Origin of the sequence: Brevibacterium sp. S111 (assembly GCF_004745075.1) — a bacterium.
Classification (GTDB): domain Bacteria; phylum Actinomycetota; class Actinomycetes; order Actinomycetales; family Brevibacteriaceae; genus Brevibacterium.
Genome location: NZ_RHFH01000044.1, coordinates 1 through 2,119 on the forward strand (window position 1 = coordinate 1; position 2,119 = coordinate 2,119).

Annotated in this window: 2 protein-coding genes; both read right to left on the reverse strand. The window is 61.3% G+C overall.

The window, feature by feature from the left end:
• Positions 1–174 precede the first annotated feature (174 nt).
• Positions 175–1,416 (reverse strand): type II toxin-antitoxin system HipA family toxin, encoded by a 1,242-nt coding sequence (locus tag EB836_RS18670; RefSeq protein WP_135542796.1) that lies wholly within the window; start codon positions 1,414–1,416, stop codon positions 175–177.
• Positions 1,413–1,706 (reverse strand): helix-turn-helix transcriptional regulator, encoded by a 294-nt coding sequence (locus EB836_RS17925; protein WP_135542797.1) that lies wholly within the window; start codon positions 1,704–1,706, stop codon positions 1,413–1,415. The genes EB836_RS18670 and EB836_RS17925 overlap by 4 nt, the downstream gene beginning before the upstream one ends.
• Positions 1,707–2,119 lie beyond the last annotated feature (413 nt).

Genomic DNA, 2,119 nt, shown 5'->3' on the forward strand with positions numbered 1-2,119 from the left:
TGTCTTTCAGACTGTGTTTCCGGCGGGGCAACGAGATATAACTCTAGACCAGGCAAACCCGTCCACGCAAATCCAAACCCGCCATTCCCCACGTGACACCCACCACACGGACTGCCGGGGAACAGGCGCAGGAAAGTCTAGCGTCGGGGCAGAGAGCGTCGTGCGCCACGGAGGTCAGAAACCCGGCTCTGCTGCTGCCCGCAGGCGATCGCTTTGAGTCTCGATGACAGGACCCACCGCGTCGCGCTCCGAGCGGCGGATTCCTCTGCCGGCCGCCAGAGGGTTCCAATTGGCGACTGCGTCGACGACTTCGTGGATGATGGTCCGCGCGGCCGGTGCGGTCAGGTGACAGAGTGAAGCGAAGTCAAGAAGTGCTCCGGCCTCATCGTCTGCTGAGACCACTCCGTTGATCGCTGTCTGCCGTTCGACTGCCCGTTCAGGTTCGGTGTTGATGTCGAAGGCCGGGCTCAGCTGCCACCCTGCCTCTGACCGAACGAAGCCGTGGTTTCGCAGATGGTCGTCTGTATTGTGCACTGCGACGGAGAAGACCACTCGTCGGTACAGTTCCGCGCAATCGCGCTTCCAACGCCGGCTGTGGTCTTCGATTGCCTCAATGATGTCGAGGTAGTCGGCGGCTTCTCCATCGCGTCGGCCGGTCGCTGTCATTGCGCTGATGTATCCGATGCGTTGTTGGGCGTCCCGGTCGAACCTTTCCAGCAGGAGCACGGATCGACCGTCGATGGTGAGCGTTCTGCACCTTGGGACTTCGATCCCTGCCATTCGCGCGAGCTCGAGTGCCACCCCCTCCCACGCAATGACGTCCCACTCATCGGCAGGGCGCGTGAACTTTGCGATATGCAGCGCTCCCTCGTCGTCGGTCACGGACGCTTTCGGCCGAGCTCCACCCAGTGATCCGGTCCCAGCGTCGAGGAGGCGTTTCACAGCCCCAGCGGAGCCCTCTAGGACGCCATCCGCTGCGTGTTGCAGCTCGGGCAGGGCAAGGAGTTTCGGTACTCGACTGTTGTCGCTGAGAAGGGGACCATCGGGACCGCGACGAAACCGAAGAGAGCCTTGTCGGGTACAGTCGCTGACCCCGAGAAGGTAGTCGACATCTGTGAGTCGGCGGTCGCTGACGGCCTCTTCAGCCACTAATCGCCGGTGCTCCTTGGCAACAAGGTTACGTCCCCACCGGTCCGGGGCGCAGTCAGCGAAAGCGCCAGGCAGACCCGGGACGCTGAAAGGTGCCGTTGACAGAGGGAGTTGAGGATCTATCGAATACGCCCACCTGGCCGATGCATATTCATCGGAGTATTTGAAGGTGGTCGAGATCTGCCCTCGTCCGATGTGGAAATAGGCGGTCCCAACGTGAACAGGTCTGCCGTCATGGGTCATTTCCACACGCACCTGCTCACTCATCGGCGAACTCGCTCCGGAAGCGATTCGGACGAGCGCAGTCTTCCGACATCGGTGCTCAACGGGTCAAAGGAGTCGGCTACGTGATCAAGCTGTCCCAATGCCTGCATGACCGACATGACTGCGCCGAGGGAGACGCCGGCGTCTCCCCGTTCGATCTTCTGCAGAGTTGATCGCGAGATCCCGGCACGCTCAGCGACTTCAGCAGCTTTCAGTGACTGCATGAGTCGCCATCGTCGAATCGATGAACCGACTTCGCCGAGGCGGCGCTCCACCTGTCGGGTGACGGCCATCTTTGCTCCTAACGGCTCAGATAATAGTCACTATAGTCATTACTGACTAGGATACGCATCATTGCGAAAGCCGACAAGAGCTCACGGGGCACATAGGGACTCCGCGCGGCCAGGGACCGGCAATCGCATCCTCTCCCCCGCGAAGCCCTCCACCCCGGAGGTCGAACACGGAGATGATGGGGCCGGCGATCATTGACCCTCATGCGGCGCACCCAACGGGATCGAGGCGGCTGAGTGCCGGACGCGACGGAGTGCTGGGCACGTTTGTGGTCAGCAGCAACACGACCCATGAATACGAGGAAGGCCCCGCCCAACCCCCACACAAACAGGAATCAGACGAGGCCACCCCCACCAAAAAATATTGCGGCAGTCACTTACTCTCCCACAACCACCAAGTTGCAGTACCATCAGCG